The organism is Lacinutrix undariae (assembly GCF_052934785.1).
In genome coordinates this window covers 228,119-247,578 of sequence record NZ_CM128809.1, presented here as the reverse complement: position 1 = coordinate 247,578, position 19,460 = coordinate 228,119, and the positions used below count along the sequence as shown (strand labels likewise).

Annotated in this window: 19 protein-coding genes; 11 read left to right on the top strand and 8 right to left on the bottom strand. The window is 33.0% G+C overall.

The window, feature by feature from the left end; translation table 11 throughout:
• The first annotated feature begins 71 nt into the window (after positions 1-71).
• Both ACU4C5_RS01185 and ACU4C5_RS01180 read left to right on the top strand, forming a co-directional pair.
• A complete protein-coding gene (locus ACU4C5_RS01185) occupies positions 72-827 on the top strand; it encodes a CDP-alcohol phosphatidyltransferase family protein (RefSeq protein WP_446845229.1) in 756 nt (251 codons plus the stop codon).
• A complete protein-coding gene (locus ACU4C5_RS01180) occupies positions 828-1,718 on the top strand; it encodes a DUF808 domain-containing protein (protein WP_446845228.1) in 891 nt (296 codons plus the stop codon). It begins immediately after the preceding gene.
• 10 nt (positions 1,719-1,728) lie between these two features.
• Here the strand turns inward: ACU4C5_RS01180 and lptB are convergent, their stop codons facing one another.
• The 5 genes from lptB to ACU4C5_RS01155 form a co-directional block, all read right to left on the bottom strand.
• Positions 1,729-2,469, bottom strand: coding sequence for an LPS export ABC transporter ATP-binding protein (gene lptB, locus ACU4C5_RS01175; protein WP_446845227.1), 741 nt, complete (start codon positions 2,467-2,469; stop codon positions 1,729-1,731).
• Positions 2,470-2,634: 165 nt separating this feature from the next.
• Positions 2,635-3,108, bottom strand: coding sequence for a GNAT family N-acetyltransferase (locus ACU4C5_RS01170; protein WP_446845226.1), 474 nt, complete (start codon positions 3,106-3,108; stop codon positions 2,635-2,637).
• A 122-nt stretch (positions 3,109-3,230) separates the two neighbouring features.
• Entirely contained in the window at positions 3,231-3,581 is a 351-nt protein-coding gene (locus tag ACU4C5_RS01165) for a carboxymuconolactone decarboxylase family protein (RefSeq protein WP_446845225.1), read from the bottom strand.
• Entirely contained in the window at positions 3,574-4,398 is an 825-nt protein-coding gene (tatC, locus tag ACU4C5_RS01160) for a twin-arginine translocase subunit TatC (RefSeq protein WP_446845224.1), read from the bottom strand. Before tatC ends, ACU4C5_RS01165 begins: the two co-directional genes overlap by 8 nt.
• Positions 4,398-5,363, bottom strand: a complete 966-nt coding sequence (locus tag ACU4C5_RS01155; RefSeq protein ID WP_446845223.1) for a KpsF/GutQ family sugar-phosphate isomerase — start codon at positions 5,361-5,363, stop codon at positions 4,398-4,400. Before ACU4C5_RS01155 ends, tatC begins: the two co-directional genes overlap by 1 nt.
• Positions 5,364-5,450: 87 nt before the next feature.
• Here ACU4C5_RS01155 and ACU4C5_RS01150 point away from each other — a divergent pair, with 87 nt between their 5' ends.
• Positions 5,451-7,652 (top strand): RecQ family ATP-dependent DNA helicase, encoded by a 2,202-nt coding sequence (locus ACU4C5_RS01150; RefSeq protein ID WP_446845222.1) that lies wholly within the window; start codon positions 5,451-5,453, stop codon positions 7,650-7,652.
• Between the two features lie 13 nt (positions 7,653-7,665).
• On the opposite strand, the gene ACU4C5_RS01145 is transcribed toward ACU4C5_RS01150, so the two are convergent.
• Entirely contained in the window at positions 7,666-8,133 is a 468-nt protein-coding gene (locus ACU4C5_RS01145; RefSeq protein ID WP_446845221.1) for a hypothetical protein, read from the bottom strand.
• 120 nt (positions 8,134-8,253) lie between these two features.
• Between ACU4C5_RS01145 and ACU4C5_RS01140 the strand changes: the two genes are divergently transcribed.
• From ACU4C5_RS01140 to ACU4C5_RS01125, 4 genes are all read left to right on the top strand, one after another.
• Complete coding sequence (locus ACU4C5_RS01140; protein ID WP_446845220.1) at positions 8,254-9,186, top strand: peptidylprolyl isomerase; 933 nt, start codon at positions 8,254-8,256, stop codon at positions 9,184-9,186.
• Between the two features lie 330 nt (positions 9,187-9,516).
• Positions 9,517-10,866 (top strand): histidine kinase, encoded by a 1,350-nt coding sequence (locus ACU4C5_RS01135; RefSeq protein ID WP_446845219.1) that lies wholly within the window; start codon positions 9,517-9,519, stop codon positions 10,864-10,866.
• 2 nt (positions 10,867-10,868) lie between these two features.
• A complete protein-coding gene (locus ACU4C5_RS01130) occupies positions 10,869-11,207 on the top strand; it encodes a 2TM domain-containing protein (protein ID WP_446845218.1) in 339 nt (112 codons plus the stop codon).
• Between the two features lie 2 nt (positions 11,208-11,209).
• Complete coding sequence (locus ACU4C5_RS01125; RefSeq protein ID WP_446845217.1) at positions 11,210-11,965, top strand: LytR/AlgR family response regulator transcription factor; 756 nt, start codon at positions 11,210-11,212, stop codon at positions 11,963-11,965.
• Positions 11,966-11,967: 2 nt separating this feature from the next.
• Here ACU4C5_RS01125 and ACU4C5_RS01120 read toward each other — a convergent pair whose 3' ends face one another.
• Positions 11,968-13,167 (bottom strand): LETM1-related biofilm-associated protein, encoded by a 1,200-nt coding sequence (locus ACU4C5_RS01120; RefSeq protein ID WP_446845216.1) that lies wholly within the window; start codon positions 13,165-13,167, stop codon positions 11,968-11,970.
• Between the two features lie 143 nt (positions 13,168-13,310).
• Here ACU4C5_RS01120 and ACU4C5_RS01115 point away from each other — a divergent pair, with 143 nt between their 5' ends.
• From ACU4C5_RS01115 to ACU4C5_RS01100, 4 genes are all read left to right on the top strand, one after another.
• Complete coding sequence (locus tag ACU4C5_RS01115) at positions 13,311-13,967, top strand: DUF4331 family protein (RefSeq protein WP_446845215.1); 657 nt, start codon at positions 13,311-13,313, stop codon at positions 13,965-13,967.
• Positions 13,968-13,987: 20 nt separating this feature from the next.
• Positions 13,988-14,548 (top strand): DUF4331 family protein, encoded by a 561-nt coding sequence (locus ACU4C5_RS01110; RefSeq protein ID WP_446845214.1) that lies wholly within the window; start codon positions 13,988-13,990, stop codon positions 14,546-14,548.
• Between the two features lie 182 nt (positions 14,549-14,730).
• A complete protein-coding gene (locus tag ACU4C5_RS01105; protein ID WP_446845213.1) occupies positions 14,731-15,912 on the top strand; it encodes a tetratricopeptide repeat protein in 1,182 nt (393 codons plus the stop codon).
• A 2-nt stretch (positions 15,913-15,914) separates the two neighbouring features.
• Positions 15,915-18,137 (top strand): TonB-dependent receptor, encoded by a 2,223-nt coding sequence (locus ACU4C5_RS01100; protein ID WP_446845212.1) that lies wholly within the window; start codon positions 15,915-15,917, stop codon positions 18,135-18,137.
• Between the two features lie 524 nt (positions 18,138-18,661).
• On the opposite strand, the gene ACU4C5_RS01095 is transcribed toward ACU4C5_RS01100, so the two are convergent.
• Positions 18,662-19,456, bottom strand: a complete 795-nt coding sequence (locus ACU4C5_RS01095; protein WP_446845211.1) for an anti-sigma factor — start codon at positions 19,454-19,456, stop codon at positions 18,662-18,664.
• Positions 19,457-19,460: the final 4 nt, after the last annotated feature.

Below are 19,460 nucleotides of genomic sequence, written 5' to 3'. Positions count from 1 at the left end.
ATTTAAATGAGATATTGTATAAGAGTTGTATTTGTGCTAAATAGTTTGCTATTTTTACAAAAAACTTAAGTATGGCTTTTAAAAAGCAAATTCCGAATCTAGTGACGCTTCTTAATTTATTTTGTGGCTCAATTGCTGTGATTTTTGCCGTTAATAACAATTTTGTAGGGACTGCAATTTTTGTGTTTTTAGGTATCTTTTTTGATTTCTTTGACGGACTTCTAGCACGTAAACTAAATGTGCAAAGTGAACTTGGTTTGCAATTAGACTCATTAGCCGATATGGTGACGAGTGGTTTAGCCCCAGGGATTGTGATGTTTAAAATGCTATCAACCACATTAGAAACAGCTGCAGTAGAAGATTGGACCAGCAGCTTGCCTTGGCAGGATATTCAGGTTTTATTATTGGCTTCTGTGGGCTTATTTATCACTTTAGCTTCTGCCTACCGTTTGGCGGTTTTTAATTTAGATGATGAGCAACAAACCTATTTTAAAGGGTTACCAACCCCTGCAAATGCGTTGTTGATTATCTCTTTACCTTTAATTTTAAAATACCAGTATAGTGATGCTATTGCCGCTTTTATTTTAAATCCTTGGTTTTTAATTGCACTCACTTTTTTAAGTTGTTATTTATTAAATTCTAGTATTAAATTATTTGCCTTAAAATTTAAAGATTGGAGTGTTGCTAATAACCGTTTACGTTATGGGTTTATCGTATTGTGTATCGTGTTGTTACTCGTATTTCATTTTATAGCCATTCCGTTAATTATTGGCGCTTATGTATTGCTTTCGGTTATTTCAGAACAATTTACTAAAACACAACATTAAATGGCATCAGGATTTTTTGCATTATTAGATGATATTGCGGCACTTATGGATGATGTTGCTGTAATGAGTAAGGTGGCTACTAAAAAGACTGCCGGAATTTTAGGTGATGATTTGGCTGTAAACGCCGAAAAAGCCTCAGGCTTTGTCGCTTCTAGAGAAATTCCTGTTTTATGGGCCATTACAAAAGGGTCTATGATTAATAAACTTATTATTTTGCCTCTTGCCTTTTTATTGAGTGCTTTTTTACCTTGGATGATTGATGTTGCTTTGGTACTTGGAGGTGTTTATCTCGCTTATGAAGGTGCAGAGAAAATTTACGAGGTTATTGTACCGCATGAGAAAGCACATGTTGCTGCATTTCAGAAAGATATCCCCGAAGCTGAAATATTAACTATTGAAAAAAAGAAAATAAAATCTGCTATTGTCACCGATTTTATTCTTTCTGTTGAAATTGTAATTATTGCTTTAGGTTCTGTTTTAGAACAAAACTCAGCAACGCCATTAACAGAGCAAATTATGGTTGTTTCGTTTATAGCTTTATTAGCTACAGTAGGTGTATATGGTATTGTAGCACTTATAGTGCGTATGGATGATTTTGGGTATCGTTTACTAAAAATTAGTGATAATGCTAAAAGTATATCGAGCCGTATTGGCCATTTTTTTGTAAATGCTTTGCCTTGGGTTATTAAAAGTTTGGCCGTAGTTGGTACGATTGCTTTACTGTTGGTAGCCGGCGGAATTTTTGTACACAACGCGTATTTACCCTTTCATCATTTTCTTGACTCATGGCCAGATATGGCTAGAGAATTTATTGTAGGATTAGGAGTTGGCTTTGCCGTTTTACTCGTGCTTAGTAGCGTTAAAGCAATCGTGAAAATGGTTAAAAAATAAGGTTGATGTCTTAAAAGTGAATTTTCTTTTTACGCAATTCAAAATTCTGACCTAAATACACTTTACGTACCATTTCATCTGCTGCTAAATCTTCAGGGATTCCTGCTTTTAAGATACTCCCTTCAAACATAAGGTAGGTTCTATCGGTAATCGCTAAAGTTTCTTGTACGTTGTGATCGGTAATTAGAATCCCAATATTCTTTTTAGTTAATTGTGCTACAATACGTTGGATGTCTTCAACTGCTACAGGATCTACCCCAGCAAAAGGTTCATCTAATAAAATAAAGTTAGGATTGGTGGCCAGTGCACGTGCAATTTCAGTTCTACGACGTTCCCCACCAGATAATAAATCTCCTCTACTTTTTCTAATGTGTCCTAAACTAAACTCTTCAATAAGCGATTCCATTTTATGAAGTTGCTCTTTCTTAGACATTTTAGTTAGCTGTAAAACACTTAAAATATTGTCTTCAATACTGAGTTTTCTAAATACTGAAGCTTCTTGAGCTAAGTACCCAATTCCGTTTTGCGCACGTTTGTACATTGGATATTTAGTAATATCTGTATCGTCCAAATAAATATGTCCCCCGTTAGGTTTAATTAATCCTACTGTCATATAAAAAGACGTAGTTTTTCCAGCACCGTTAGGTCCTAATAATCCTACAATCTCTCCTTGGTTAACTTCTAGAGATACTCCTTTTACAACTTTACGTCCTCCGTAGGACTTCATTAAATTTTCGGTTCTTAACTTCACGTGGCTATATTCGTTTTTTGTGCATTACAATGACAAATTTACAATTTTTAATTTGATTAAAATATGTTTTATACAACTGCAAAATAGACTTAAAAGTGTGTTTGCTTTCTATTTTAACAGCATTTTAGGTTCTGTTGTTATGTGACTTGGTTTAAGCGGTTTTTTTTAATCTTCAGTATTTAACCTCATTTTTAACAAATCGGGTTTAAATCCTTTTTTATTATAAGCCTTTATAGCGCTTGTGTTTTCGGCATAAACATCTAATTGAATTTCTGTTACATTTCTTTTTTTTACTTTATCTATTAAGGCCTCAATTATTTTACCATTAATTCCTTTTCCTCGATGTTCTGGTGATACATACATAAACCCTAGGTAGGCGTATTTTTCATGTTTTTTATGAGGCTTAGCGTTGTAAATACGTGCATATCCAGAAGCTACAATTTGTTCGTTTATATGGGCAACTAGTAGATGTGCATCTTCGTCTTGAATAAGTTTTGTTAGGTTGTAATATGTAATAGGATCTTTTTTTAAATATGGCGCAAATGGGCGTTCATATGCTATAACCTCTTGTTCAAATAATTTTAAATTATCTAAATCATTATTGTTAGCTTCGCGTATTTTGATATTTGTTTCTGGCATATTAATTTTAGTAAACTATAGGTTGTGTTTATCTTGAAACTAAAGGTAAAGCGAATTGATGAATTATTTATAAAAAAAAACGGGAAGACAATATTGTCTTCCCGTTTTTTAAGTGTGAGTTATTATTTTGCTTGGTTCTCTAAAGCTTCCCAATATTCATAGGCTTTACGCAAATGCGGGATTACAATTGTACCTCCTACAAGTGTTGCAATACCTAAGGCTTCGCTAACTTCTTCTTGACTTAAACCTTCTTTGTGAGCGGTTTCTAAGTGGTATTTTATACAATCATCGCAACGTAAAACTGTTGAGGCTACTAAGCCTAAAAGTTCTTTTGTTTTTACATCTAGTGCACCAGCTTTAAAGGCATTGGTATCTAGATTGAAAATACGTTTTATAATTTTGTTGTTATCGTCTAAAATTTTATCATTCATTTTAGCACGATATGCGTTAAAATCGTTTACAATATCAGCCATTTTTTGTTGTCTTTTTCTTTTGTTTTTTAATTACAATTTTTGAGATGTAGATACTTGCTTGGTATAAAATTAATATAGGAATTGCTACAATAATTTGACTTGCAAGATCTGGAGGTGTAATAACAGCAGAAAGAATTAAAACTAATACGAGAGCAAATTTCCTGTATTTTCTTAAAAATTCCGGCGTTACTAAACCGATTTTTGTTAGGAAATAAATAATAATAGGCAACTCAAAAATAAACCCAGAAGCTAATGCCGATGAGCGTACTAAGGCAATGTATGAGCTAATATCAATTTCATTTGAAATTTCGCTACTTACATTGTAAGTTCCTAAAAAGTTAATAGAAAGCGGAGTTACTACGTAATACCCAAATAATACCCCTGTAAAAAACAGGAGCGAGGTTACAATAATAAACCCTTTTGAGTGCTTGCGTTCTGTTTCGTGTAAGCCGGGACTAATAAAACTCCAGAATTGATAAATCACATACGGGAATGCGATAATTAATCCTGAGTAAATTGAGGTCCAGATATGTGCCGAAAATTGCCCACCCATCGTTCTATTTTGAATTCTAAAAGGCAGTTCTTCTGCGCAAAAAGTAGAATCTATGCCAAAAAACGTCGCAATATCACAGAGGTATTTATAGGTAGGAAATGTCATTTGTTTAGGGCCAAAAATGATGACGTCAAAAATAAATCCTTTAAATATAAATGCAATAATCCCACCAATAAGTATGGATAATGTTGCTCTAATTAAATGCCAACGTAAATCTTCAAGATGATCTAAAAACGACATCTCGTTATTTGTGGTTTGTGCCATTATATAATTCCTTCTTTAATTAAATCGTGTATATGTACCACACCTGCGTATTGGTCGTTATTTTCTACCAATAATTGCGAAATGCCATTATTTTCCATAATCTCCATAGCCTCAACGGCCATAGCGTCTTCTGAAATGCATTTAGGCTTGCTGCTCATGATGTCTTCCGCCGTAAGGTGTATAAAATCGTTATTTTTAGTTAACATACGTCTTAAATCTCCATCGGTAATGATTCCTACAATTTTACCATCTTCAACAACTGCGGTTACCCCTAAGCGTTTTTCGGTAATTTCAACAATTACCTCTTTTACATTTGTTTTAAGGCCTACTTGAGGTTTTTCGTTAACAGAAGATAAGCCTTTAACACGTAGGTATAAACGTTTTCCTAAAGCACCTCCTGGATGATATTTAGCAAAATCTTTACTTGTAAATTCTCTTAATTCTAATAAACACACTGCCAGAGCATCTCCCATTACTAATTGAGCCGTTGTACTTGTGGTAGGCGCTAAATTATTAGGGCAAGCTTCTTTTTCGACATGTACATTTAATATATAGTCTGCTTGTTGTCCTAAAAAGGACTCTTTATTACCTGTAATGGCAATCATTTTATTTTTAGCATTTTTGATTAAAGGCACTAATACCTTTATTTCGGGCGTGTTTCCACTTTTAGAAATACAAATCACCACGTCATCTTCTAGGACTAAACCTAAATCACCATGTATGGCATCTGCAGCATGCATAAATACAGCAGGAGTTCCGGTAGAATTTAAAGTGGCTACAATTTTATTGGCAATTATGGCACTTTTACCGATTCCTGTAATAATTACCCTACCTTTAGAGTTATAAATAAGATTTACCGCCTCAGCAAAGTCATCGTCAATTAAATTGTTTAAATTAGCAATAGCATCACGTTCTAAATTGATGGTTTTTTTTGCCGTATCGAGGATTGAATTTTTAGTGTTCAAAATTTATTGAATTTTAGGTTTGGTGCGACTAAAGAAATTATTATCTTTAGTCTTCTGCAAATGTATATAAAATAGTAATAGGGATTAATGAGTATAAAAGAAATTGACTTACATGCAGCTCTAAAGCAATACTTTGGTTTTTCAAAGTTTAAGGGCCTTCAAAAAGATGTTATTGAAACACTGCTTTCTGGGAAAGATACGTTTGTTATCATGCCTACAGGTGGTGGTAAATCAATGTGTTACCAGTTACCTGCGTTAATGCAAGAGGGGACCGCCATTATTGTGTCGCCTTTAATTGCGTTGATGAAAAATCAAGTAGATGCCATTAGAGGGATCTCGAAAGAAGAGGGTGTTGCACATGTTTTAAATTCATCTTTAAACAAAACGGAAGTTAGAAAAGTTAAAGAAGATATCACCAATGGTGTTACTAAATTGCTTTATGTTGCTCCAGAATCGTTAACAAAAGAGGAACATGTTGAGTTTTTACGGACCGTTACCATCTCTTTTATGGCTGTTGATGAAGCGCATTGTATTAGCGAATGGGGTCATGATTTTAGACCTGAGTACAGAAACTTACGACATATAATAAAACGTATAGGTGATAATATTCCTATAATAGGGCTTACAGCTACGGCAACTCCTAAAGTACAAGAAGATATTTTAAAGAGTTTAGATATTACAGGCGCTACTACTTTTAAAGCGTCCTTTAATAGACCAAATTTATATTATGAAGTACGCCCGAAAACTAAAAATGTAGATGTTGATATCATCCGATTTATAAAAAGTAATGATGGTAAGTCTGGGATTGTATACTGTTTAAGTAGAAAACGTGTTGAAGAACTGGCGCAGGTTTTACAAGTAAACGGTATTAATGCAGTACCCTATCATGCTGGTTTAGACCCTAAAACCCGAGTAAAACATCAAGATATGTTTTTAATGGAAGATGCCGATGTTGTAGTGGCTACTATTGCTTTTGGGATGGGTATTGATAAACCAGATGTACGTTTTGTAATTCATCATGATATTCCAAAAAGTATAGAAAGTTATTACCAAGAAACAGGACGTGCAGGACGAGATGGTGGAGAAGGCCATTGTTTGGCTTATTACGCTTATAAAGATATAGAAAAATTAGAAAAATTTATGTCGGGGAAACCTGTTGCAGAACAGGAAATAGGCCATGCTTTGTTACAAGAAGTTGTTGCATTTGCTGAAAGTTCAGTCTCTAGACGTAAATTTATATTGCATTATTTTGGTGAAGAGTTTGATAACGACACTGGCGAAGGAGGTGATATGGATGATAATATACGTCACCCTAAAAAGCAAAAGGAAGCTCAAAATGATGTGGCTACCTTATTAGATGTGGTTAAAAAAACCAATGAAAAATATAAATCTAAAGATTTAGTGCAAGTGATTATTGGGCGTTCAAATGCTTTAATTTCTTCACATAAAACTGATGGTCAACCCTTTTTTGGTATTGGAAAGCAGTATGACAGACGCTATTGGATGGCTTTAATTCGCCAGGTTTTAGTTGCAGGATTTCTTAAAAAAGATATTGAAACTTATGGTGTTTTACGATTACCACAAGCTGGACATGACTTTTTAGAAAATCCGACATCATTTATGATGACTGAAGATCATGTTTTTGATACTATTAATGACGATAGTATTATTACAGCAGCAAAAGGAGAAGGTGCTGTTGCGGATGAGAAACTTATGGCCATGCTTAAAGACTTGCGAAAACGTAATGCTAAAAAATTAGGTGTGCCTCCATTTGTGATTTTTCAAGATCCATCTTTAGAAGACATGGCTTTAAAATACCCTATTAGTTTAGAGGAATTAAGTAATGTACATGGTGTTGGTGATGGAAAAGCTAAAAAATACGGAAAAGATTTTGTAAAGCTTATCGCTCAATATGTTGATGAAAATGACATTATGAGACCAGATGATATGGTGGTGAAAAGTACCGGATCTAATTCGGCATTAAAACTATATATCATTCAAAATGTAGATAGAAAATTACCCTTAGATGATATTGCATCATCTAAAGGCATGAAAATGCCAGATTTTATAAAAGAAATGGAAGCTATTGTGTATTCTGGAACCAAATTAAATATCAATTATTGGATTGATGATGTTTTGGATGAAGATCAACAAGAAGAAATTCATGACTATTTTATGGAATCTGAAAATGATAAAATAGATGAAGCTATTAACGAATTTGACGGCGATTATGACGACGAAGAATTACGTTTATATCGTATAAAATTTATTAGCGAAGTCGCTAATTAATAATAAACCTACACTATTCCTCTTCTGTTACATCAATAGGAGAGGAGTATATTACAAACTCCAATTGGTGTTTTTTACAACTAAGCAGTATATTTTTTATAGCTGCTTTTTTTATTTTTAGGCTATCTGCTTCTTCAATCTGAAAATCTATTTGAGTGACACTTCTGTTGGGAACACTTGAAGCTTCAGACTCTAGTTCTACCATATCAGAATTTAGCTTCAGAGTAAAATTCACACCTTCAATAGTTAATTGCGCGCCTTTTATGGTTTTAATATGAAAACCACCAATAATTATAGTTTTCATAAAATGGTATCCCCCCAATTCGCTCATTCCTGCGTACATGACATTATTCACTGCAGTTGCAAACGGCGTATCTTCTACATCATTAATAATAGCTTCGGTATGATCTTCTTGAGATACTTGTTGTTTCGCTTTAGCGCCACCAAATACTGCTTTTAATTTTGAGAAGGGTGATTTCATAGTTTTTATGTTTTTTACAAAACTACCTTTAATAATTACAAGATACAAACTACAATACTGAAGTGGTGCATTTTCAACTAAGTTCACTATCTTTGCAGCTTTAAATATAAATATACAGACATGCAAGACGGTTTATACGCAAAATTTAATACTACAAAAGGTGACATTTTAGTTGCTTTAGAATTTGAAAAAACACCAGGAACAGTTGGTAATTTTGTAGCTTTAGCTGAAGGGAATTTAGAAAATTCAGTAAAATCTCAAGGAACACCTTACTATGATGGATTAAAATTTCACAGAGTAATTCCAGATTTCATGATTCAAGGAGGTTGTCCTCAAGGCACAGGAACAGGAGATGCAGGTTATAAATTTGATGATGAGTTTCATCCAGAATTAAAGCATGATGGCCCAGGAGTTTTATCTATGGCAAATGCAGGACCAGGAACTAACGGAAGTCAGTTTTTTATCACTCATATTGAAACACCTTGGTTAGATAATATGCATACCGTTTTTGGTAAAGTGGTAGAAGGACAAGATGTTGTTGATGCTATTGCTCAAGGTGATGCTATTGAAACTTTAGAAATTATTAGAGTTGGTGCAGCTGCAGAAAACTTTAATGCTGTTGAATCTTTTAGAACTTTTGAAGGTTCTCGTGAAAAAAGAATAGCAGAAGAACGTGATGCAAAGCGTGCAGAATTAGATAAACTAGCCGTAGGTTTTGAAGAAACTGAAAGTGGTTTACGTTACCAAATTTTACAAAAAGGAACAGGTGCTAAAGCAGAAGCTGGTAAAACAGTATCTGTACACTATAAAGGTCAATTAGCAGACGGAACTGTTTTTGATTCTTCTTACAAACGTAAGCAACCTATTGATTTTCAAGTAGGAGTTGGTCAAGTGATCTCTGGATGGGATGAAGGAATTTGTTTATTAAACGTTGGTGATAAAGCCCGTTTAGTAATTCCTAGTGATTTAGGTTACGGAAGTAAAGGCGCAGGAGGTGTAATTCCAGCTGATGCTACATTAATTTTTGATGTAGAATTGATGGATGTTAAATAAGCACCTTTTACAATTATATATAAAAAAGCACCTTAATTGGTGCTTTTTTTATGCCTAAAAATGAGCTACTGATTCGCTTTTTATAACTTATTTACAATTGAGTCCTTAAAATTTACAGTTGGGAGCATTCCTTTTTTTAGATGCTTACAATCTGTAGATATTTGTATTATAATTTATAGGAAACAGCAACTATTTAAAATATTATGAGAAGAGACAGCAGGCTTATTTTACTATTTCGGCACTATTTACAAAAAGCATTACAAGATTTTACTAACTTTAAAAGAGAAAGTATTACTATTGAATATCAACTATTAAAACCCCATAGTTATAATGATAACATCTAAGAAGTATATTGGAATTACATTTATTATTGGATGCTTTGTGTATTTGATAGGGAATTTGTTTTATGACGGATTTCACTATGAGAGTCTCAACGACTTTTTTATCGATTTTGGGTTTTATCAATTGTATGGTTTTGTTTTAGGCTATTCAAATATGACTTTTTTCGATTATATGGCACGTCGTAATTGGTCTTCAGATAGTTATAAAAAACGAATTATTTTAGGCATTATCGGTTCTACTGTTTTAACACTTACAGGGCTGTTTTTAATACGGCTTTTAACCTCTTTAGTGTTTTTTGACCAATCATTTTCGTTCTTTTTTGCTCATGAATCTTTAAGAAATTATCAATTTGGGTTGTGGATTACCTTAAGCATTGTTATTGTTTTTCATATTGTATATTTTTATAATCGGTATCAGAAAAATAAAATACAAGAACAAAAAGTTATAGCTGGTACGGCTAGTGCTAAGTTTGATGCTTTAAAAAATCAATTAGATCCCCATTTTTTATTCAATAGTTTAAATGTTTTAACCAGTTTAATTGAAGAGAATCCTGATAATGCTCAAAAATTTACCACCTCATTATCTAAAGTCTATCGTTATGTTTTAGAACAAAAAAACAAGGATTTAGTAACTGTTGACGAGGAGCTTAATTTTGCACGTATTTATATGTCGCTTTTAAAAATGCGTTTTGAGGACAGTATTATTTTTGAAATTCCGGCGCAAGCCTCAAATGCTGAAAGTAAAGTGGTGCCGTTATCGCTTCAGTTATTATTAGAAAATGCGGTAAAACACAATATTGTTACTAGTAGTAAACCTTTACATATTAAAATTTATGAAGATACTCAGGGCTATTTGGTGGTAGAAAATAATTTACAACCCAAACAAATTTTAAATAAGAGTAGTGGTTTTGGTTTAGAAAACATTAAACAACGCTACCAATTATTAACCAATAAAAGTGTAACTATATCACAGCAAAGCTCATTGTTTACTGTAGCAATACCTATGCTTACCAAACATTTATCTATTATGAAAACAGCACAAACGTCAAATGAATATAGCGACAGTTATTTACGCGCCAGACAACATGTAGATAATTTAAAAGAGTTTTATTACAACCTTATTTCTTACTGTTTTGTAATTCCGTTTTTAATTTTCATCAACTATAAAACCTTTTGGGGCTTTCAATGGTTTTGGTTTCCGCTATTTGGATGGGGAATGGGGTTAGCGTTTCATGCGTATAAAGTGTATGTAAATGATGGTGTTTTAGGACGCGGTTGGGAAAAACGTAAGATTGAACAGTTTATGAAACAGGAATCACACACTAAAAAATGGGATTAATTATGGAACATTTAAACTATACAACCTCCAAAAATCAGGTAGATGCTGCGTATATAAAAAAGGAAGCATCTTATTTAAGAGCGAAAAAGAAAGTAGATAAAATTGTGGGGTTTTATTGGCATTTGGCGTCTTATGTGATTATTAATTTGTTTATTATTGGATCTATAGCCTTTAATAATCCCGAAAATGTATTTAGATATGCGACTTTTAGTACCGCTTTTTTTTGGGGAATAGGACTCCTATTTCACGGCTTGGGCGTTTTTGGTCCCGATATATTATTTGGAAAAGCTTGGGAAGACAAAAAAATTAAAGCCTTTATGGCAAAAGATAAACAACACTAGTTATGAGAGTTATTATTGTAGAAGACGAAAAACCATCGGCCCGCCGTTTACAGCGTATGTTGTTGCCTTTAGATATTACTGTTGAAGTTATGTTACATTCGGTTGAAGAGGCGATTGCTTGGTTTGAGACACATGAACATCCCGATTTAATTTTTTTAGATATTCAGTTGAGTGATGGTTTATCTTTTGAAATTTTTGAAGCTATAGCTATAGAATCTGCAGTTATTTTTACCACAGCTTACGATGCTTATGCTTTACAAGCTTTTAAATTGAATAGTATTGATTATTTATTAAAACCGATAGATGATGCTGATTTAGCAACTGCGGTTGAAAAATATAAAAGCAGAATCCCCGAAAAACAATCGGTAACTTTAGATCTTAATGCGATAAAAAATATGTTGATAACTCCTAAAGCTCCTGTGTATAAACAGCGGTTTTCAGTAAAAGTTGGTGCGCATTTAAAATTGATATCAATAGATACTATTGAATGTTTTTACAGTGAAAACAAAGGCACTTATGCCTATACGGTTGATAAACGCAGCTATTTATTAGATTATACTTTAGAGCAGTTAGAAGCAGAATTAAATCCGGATCAATTTTTTAGAACAAGCAGAAAGTTTTTTGTAAATATCCATGCGATAAAAGATATGGTAAGTTATACCAACTCTAGATTACAAATACAACTGAATATTTATAATGAAGAGGCTATTATTGTGGCTCGAGAACGCGTAAAGGATTTTAAAACCTGGTTAGAGTAGGTTTATTTTTCTTCAATTTTAGGAATGTCGTCTTCAATGATTCTGTTATCATCAAATGCAGAAGGTAATAATTTAGGGATAAATTTTATAAAGATAGGAAGTAAAATAGCGCCACCGGGTAACATGAAAATAGCTAAACTAGGTATCGATTTAAAGATATCTAGTAATTGATCTTGCATTTTTTTCTGTTCGCTTTCAGTCAGTGGTCTTGTGGTAGATTTTGTAAGTAAAATCATTAACTCTTTACTCTCTCTAAGTTCTTTTAAAAGCCGTTTGCTATTTCGTTTTATAAGTTTACTTACCATTTTGGTAGAGTTATCATAAAAACTCTGCACCATGTTTTTAGCATTTAATAATGCTATTTTATCTTTGTTTTCAGTATAAAAACAGTTGATATCTTCTACTGCTTGTTCTGTGATTTTAGTCTCTAAATTTAAATCTGAAGTCAGTTGTTTTAAAAATTGATGCTCTTCATTATCAATTACTTTATCGCTCCAAAGTGCCATACACACAATGTCAATAATATAGTATTTGCTTAATTCTTCATCTATATAATTAATAACATCATTATAAGTAAATAACGGACTGCTTTTGTAGCGTAAAGACGATTCAATAAGTTTTATAAGTCCTTCGTCATACTTTGTTTTTTCGTTTTTAAATTCAAATACAGTAATTATAGAAGTTTCAATAGCGGCTTCAATATTCTTAATGTAGTCTTTAGAAACTTGTGTGTTTTTAAGGTAATTCTGATAGGCTAAAACATCAACAAAAAGGAGTGCGTTTGTAATTAGGTAATTAAAATTCTTAGTTAATACGTTGTCATCAATATGCACACGCTTATTAATCATAGACTCTAAAAGCTCTGTAGATTTCTTTTCACCAAGTAATTCTTCAAAAAATGAAGATTTGTATTCATCGACTTCAGTATAAAAATTTAAAACACTTTCTGTAAACTCTATTTCGGGTTTATGTTGGTTATAAATGTATAAAAAAGACAATAATAGATTGACTTTGCTAATTTCTTCATTAGTAAAATCATAATTTTTTACAGCATTATTAACCACTGCAATATTGGTTCCGTAAATAAAACCAGCATGTTTAAGGTGTTTGTAAAAATCAGCCTTAGGTAGTTGTATCCCGCTTTCTGTCTGGTCTGCCTCTTTTAATAATTTTTTTATCCAGCCATTTGCCGATGGATTCATAGTCTTTATAATTATAGGATAAAGATACTTTTTATCTCTTAAACAGGGCGTGATTTTATTTTTTTTAAAAAAATATAAAACCGCCTCTATCATTTTCTCGTAGGTAGAACAGAGACACTAATAATTAACAAAATCTCAAAATTATGAAAAGAACAAAAATTTTAATGGCAACAGCAGCCATCGGTATTGCATCATTTGTTGCATTTGCAGCAGATCATATTGATGCGCCAGCAGTACAAGGTGGTACCAGTGATATCACAGATTTCTATGCCTTTCAAGGAGAAGACACCAACAACATTGCATTTGTTGCCAATGTGCAAGGTCTTTTAGGAGCTGGAAGTGATACGCAAAACGCCGCGTTTGATGAAAACGTATTAGTAGAAATTAATATTGATACTGATGGTGACCATATTGAAGATTTAGTTATTCAAGCTACGGCTAGAGATGGTAAAATGTATGTTTTTGGTCCGGAAGCTCCTTCTCAAACTGGATTAAACAGTAGTATTTTATTTGATTCAGCACATCAAGTTGTTGTAGATATTACCGCTTACGGCGCATCTCCAATTGTAGCAACTGCAGGAGGCATTCAAGCTTTTGCAGGTCCTAGAGACGATCCTTTCTTTATGGATTTTGCACGTTACGGTCAAATTATTGGCGGTATGGAAACAGAATTTGCTAGTCCTGGTTCAGACACTTTTGCAGGAACAAATGTAATGTCTATAGTTGTTGAAGTTCCAAAATCTATGATTGGAGGTTCTGGAACCATTAATACTTGGGTAGAGTCAAAAAGAAAACAATAATCTTAAAAAATTTAGAACAGATGAAATTTAATAATATAAAACATATCGCACTTGCCATTTTAGTATCAGCAACCGCTTTTAACTGTAGTAATGATGACGATAATAGTACAGAAAATGTAGGCTTAAACTTTTTAGGAACCTACGCACAAGAAGATCAAATGGGACGACCAGCAGTAAATACTGTATTTGTTTCAGCAGATTCAAAAGATACTTTTAATACCACTATTCCTTCGGAACAAAGTGCTGCATTCCAAACCATGTTTCAAACTAATTTAGAAGCTTTAAGTCCTGCATACAATATGCCAACCGATGCTAACGCATTAACTTTAACATCGGCACAATTTACAGGATTGTTAGCTACAGATGTTTTAAACGTGTCTTTAGATGGCACCACCACATTTTATGATGGTACCAATGTATTAACAGGTAGAGCTTTATCTGATGATGTGATTACGGTAGAATTATTATTGATTTTTGGAGGAGAAGATTTCTCTGAAAACCCAGGATTATCTAATGATAATGTAGATGCAAATGACAAAGAATTTTTAACGTCATTCCCTTACTTAGCTTCAGCTTGGTAAACTACTAATACCTATTCTGAAGTGAGGCGCTTGTGTGTCACTTCAGAATAATTTTAAACCAAAAAACTCACCATTACCCCCAAATCATGAGACTAAAACATACACTTCCCCTTTTTTTATTAGTACTTATTTTTAGCTGTAATTCTAAAACAGTCACTCATAAAGAAGATTATAAAACCTACATGACTACCACAATTGACACCCCCGAAATGATGGCTAATGTAGAATTATGGACCAACAAACTAGAGGCCACTCCAACACAATTTCCTTACTACGGAAAACGCGCCAGTGCCTATTCGAAATTATTTAATACTACCGGAGATATCTCTTATTTAATTAATGCTGAAAGTGATTTATTAACCGCACTTAACATGTCGGGAGGCAATAACTCTTCATATTTAAAAAGTTTAGCATCCAACTATATTTCTCAACACCGCTTTAAAGAGGCATTATCACTTTTAAAACAAGCAGAAGCTAATGGAGATAAATTAAATGGGACTAAAAAAATGCTATTTGATGTGTATTTAGAATTAGGGAATTTTATTTATGCTGAGGCGTATTTAAAAGCGCTTAAAAATACATCAGATTTCGATTATTTAATACGTTTAGCAAAATGGGAAGATCATAAAGGCAATTTAGACGGCGCTATTATTAATATGGAAAAGGCGACAGTTATTGCTGAATCGTCAAATATGAAAGGCACAAAACAATGGGCCTATACTAATTTGGCAGATTTTTATGGCCATTCTGGAGCTATTGAAAAATCGTATACCTATTTCTTAAAAGCTTTAGAGTTGGATCCTAATGATGCTTATGCAAAAAAAGGAATTGCTTGGATTATTTATTCTTATGAAAAAAATCCTGAAGAAGCTTTAAACATTCTTAACCATGTGACTTCTTACTATTACGCACCAGATTACGATTTATTAAAAGCTGATATTTCTGAATTTAAGAAAGATGAAGTTGCAAAGTCAGAATTTATAATGGCCTACAGAAAATCGGTTCAGAATAAACAATATGGGGCGATGTATAACGCTTATAACGTGCTGGTATATGCTGAAGATTTATTATTAACAGAACGTGCTATTGAAATTTCAGAACAAGAAATTAAAAACAGACCAACACCACATTCTTACGATTTATTAGCTTGGAGCTACTTTAAAAATGGCGCTGTTGATAAAGCCGTTGCGATTGTTGATAAGTATGTTGATGGACAAACTTTTGAGCCTAACGCATTATACCATACCGCAGAAATTTATAAAGCTGCAGGTAAACCTGATGCTGTAATCCTTTTAAAAGAAGAATTAATGGGGAGTTTATACGAATTAGGTCCAAATATGATCGCTAAAATTAACCAACTATAATTATGAAAAAGCACATTTTAACTCTCATCATTATGGGGTGTTTTTCCATAACGGCTCAAGCACAACATATAAAAGGTTTAATTTTAAATGAACTAAAGCAGCCTTTAGACGCTGCATATGTTTATAATTTAACTTCAGGAAGTCATACACATACTAGTGAAAACGGTGTGTTTATTATTTCAGAAACCAAAATAGGCGATTCTCTAAGAATTGGATTATTAGGATATAAAACACAACTCATAAAATTAGAAGATCACAAGATGACTACTGTTATTCTTCAAGAAAAAGCATTTCAGTTAGATGAAATGGTTCTTACCGAAGAATTAAGTACGGTAAGCACTATTTCTAGATTAGATTTAAGTATTACGCCTGTAAATTCTTCTCAAGAAGTGCTACGTAAAGTCCCAGGGTTATTTATTGGCCAGCATGCAGGAGGTGGAAAAGCAGAGCAAATATTTCTTCGTGGATTTGATATTGATCACGGTACCGATTTATCTATTTCTGTTGATGGCATGCCTGTAAATATGGTGTCTCACGCACACGGTCAAGGGTATAGCGATTTGCATTTTGTAATTCCGGAAACGGTTAATAAAATTGACTTCGGCAAAGGAAGTTACTACGCACAAGAAGGTGATTTTAATACTGCTGGTTATGTGAATTTTGAAACTAAAGATTATTTAAAAGAAAGTAGCCTGTCATTTTCTGCAGGACAATTTAATACGTTGCGTACTGTAGGATTATTCGACTTAATGAAATCTACAAAAAACCAGAATGCTTATGTGGCTTTCGAATATTTAGCAACCGATGGTCCTTATGAGTCTCCACAAAATTTTAATCGTGTTAACCTTTTTGGAAAATACGTCATGTTTTCTCCCGAAAATGATAAGTTGACTTTTACCGCATCTCATTTTACAAGTAGATGGGATGCTTCAGGTCAGATTCCGCAACGAGAAGTTGATAATGGAAATATTGATCGTTTTGGAGCTATTGATGCTACTGAAGGCGGCGAAACCGAACGCACCAATTTTAACGTGTCATTTGATAAATATATTAACGATAATACCACTTTTACAACCAATGCTTTTTATTCGCATTATGCTTTTGAACTGTACTCAAATTTTACTTTCTTTTTAGAAGATCCCATTAATGGTGATCAAATTAAACAGCAAGAAGACCGAAGTATTTTTGGTGTAAATACCTCTATAAATTATAATACTCGTTTAGGTGCTACCGCTTTTAATTTAACCACAGGTTTAGGTGTGCGTCATGATATTGTTGATGATATAGAACTGTCTAGAACATTAAACCGCACAACAACATTAGAAAACCTTCAATTAGGCGACATTAATCAAACAAATATTGATGCTTTTGTAAATGCTGAATTTGAATTTGGAAAGTTTAAAGTGGCGCCGGCATTACGTTTAGATTATTTTAAATTTATGTACAATGATGCTTTAGTGACAGATTATAACACACAGTCTCAAACCAAAGTTTTATTGAGTCCGAAATTAAACTTCTACTACAATGCTCAAGATAATTTACAGTTGTATTTAAAATCTGGAATTGGATTTCACTCTAACGATACTAGAGTAGTGGTTGCTAATGGAGGTGAAGCTATTTTACCAAGATCTTATGGTGCAGACTTAGGAACCGTATGGAAACCATTCCCAAAATTAGTAGTAAATTCTGCACTGTGGTATTTATACTTAGAACAAGAATTTGTGTATGTTGGCGATGCTGGTATTGTAGAGCCTAGTGGAAAAACTAGACGTTACGGCTTAGATTTAGGTTTGCGTTATCAAATGAATGATTGGTTATTTTTTGATACCGATGCAACACTTACAAATGCAAGAAGTATTGACGATCCAGACGGACAAAACTATATTCCTTTAGCTCCAGATTTTACACTTACCGGAGGCATATCTGTAGATGATTATAAAGGGTTTTCAGGAGGATTACGTCTTAGGTATCTAGATGATAGAGCAGCAAATGAAGATAATTCAATAGTTGCTAAAGGTTATACTGTTACAGATTTTAATGTAAATTATACTATAAATGATGTTACGTTAGGTGTTGCTATTGAAAACTTATTTGATGTAGAATGGAATGAAACTCAATTTGTAACCACATCACGTTTACAAAGCGAAACTGCTCCAGTTGAAGAAATACATTTTACTCCCGGAACACCATTTTTCCTAAAAGGAACAGTGACTTATAAATTTTAAAATAATTTAATCTGTCGGGAAGCAGGTTGAGTTTCGTTGATTGCTAACAAAGAACGTTAGTTTTTAGTATAAATAATTGATTAGTAGTGTTATTCTTATTTATACTGTTTTGAGATTTTTGTTAGAAAAACACCTGCGTATTATACGCGGGTGTTTTTATTTTTAATAGCTTTTTAAGCTGTTTAATTCTGTTTTGATATCCATATAACTACTGCTCTCCAACAGATCTATTTTGTTATTATAAGTGATTATACTATTGTTTTATTGAAATTGTAACAGTAAGGATTTTAGTAAGAACTTCTATCTCTATTTTTTTATCACCTATTTATAACATCAAAATAATCTTTACCAAAAAAGGAGTGATGCTTGTCCTTTTTTATATTGAGCAGTAACTTTAATTAAGTTCATATGTTTACTACTGTAAAATTATAAAACAGCCTCTATGCAAGTTGATTATTTGAAAATTTCGCATAAAAAAACCACCAAGTTTTACAAGGTGGTTTTTAATATAAAATTTATTCTTTTTAAGGTGTACTAGCTACAATACCAAGTGTATATAATTGTTCCATAGTTGGTGATTCACTTCCGCCTTCTGGCTCTAAAGTAATCCCAAATGCCTGACTTTCGTTGGTATTAGCAATAGCAAATATTTTATTATCGTCGGTATTAAAATCGTCAATAGTTCCTAAACTAGTAGGGGTTAACGGGTTTAAAGTTAACGACCAAACTTGCCATACTTTTCCTTCTGGAGCATCAGGTAATCCTTGAGCATCTACGTAAATTGTATTGTCTTTTTTGTTCCAATATACTTTGGAGTAAGTTGCAGCGTAGTCGCCTTGTCCACCAAGCGGAACAGCTAAAATATCTTTATCTCTAATTACGTTTAATAGATTTTTAGCCGCAGCCAAATTGGTTTTTGCAGCTTCTATTTGTAACTCTAAATATTGATTTTTAATTTCAACAGTTTGTAGGTTAGATTTTAAATGATTGGTATCGTTAAGTGTCCATAATAAACCAGCCGCTAATAAAACTGAAGCTGCCCAACCGGAGTAAGACATCCAATTTGTTTTGTTTGCTTTAAGATTTACAACTTTTGTGTCTGTGGTATTTAATTTATCTTTAAAAGACTTAAAATCTACAGCGTTTGGTGATGCGGCAGCAGTTAATTTTACAACTGCAGCTTCTATTTCTAAAACCTCTTGTAACAATTCTGGATATTGTTTCAAAAGCTCATAGACTGTCTGATTTTCTTCTTCAGAAAGTTTTCCAGCTACGTATAGCTCTAAAATACCTGATTCTATGTATGCGTTTATATCCATAATA